The following is a 568-nucleotide window of genomic DNA, read 5'->3' on the forward strand; positions in this document are numbered from 1 at the left end:
GGGCACGCGCGAGCTCTCGCTGCTCGGGCAGAACGTGAACGCCTATCACGGGGAAGGGCCGGACGGTTCCGAATGGGGGTTGGCGCAGCTGCTCTACGCGCTCGCGGAAATCCCCGGCATCGAGCGGCTGCGCTACATGACCTCCCATCCGCGGGACATGGACGACGCCCTGATCGCCGCGCACCGCGATCTCCCGGCCGTCATGCCTTTCCTGCATCTGCCCGTGCAATCCGGCTCCGACCGCGTGCTCGAGGCCATGAACCGCGGCCACACCGCCGACGACTATCTCCGCCTCGTCGACCGGCTGCGCGCGGCGCGTCCGGACCTCGCCTTCTCGACCGATATCATCGCCGGCCATCCCGGCGAGAAGGAGGAGGACCATGCCGCCACGATGGCGCTGATCCGCCGCGTCGGCTTCGCGCAGTCCTTCTCCTTCAAGTATTCGGCGCGTCCTGGCACGCCCGCGGCCGGCGCCCCATATCGGGTGGACGAGGCCACCAAGGACCGCCGGCTCCAGGAGATCCAGGCGCTGCTGATCGAGCAGCAGGCCGCCTTTAACGCCTCCAAG

At 69.2% G+C, this 568-nt stretch carries 1 protein-coding gene; it reads left to right on the forward strand.

Annotated features, from left to right (window positions below; genetic code table 11):
• On the forward strand, window positions 1-568 hold a 568-nt coding region (locus AC1DWF_RS37250), incomplete at both ends, for a radical SAM protein (protein ID WP_476843445.1).

It is taken from the genome of Aminobacter sp. P4_D5 (assembly GCF_056401815.1).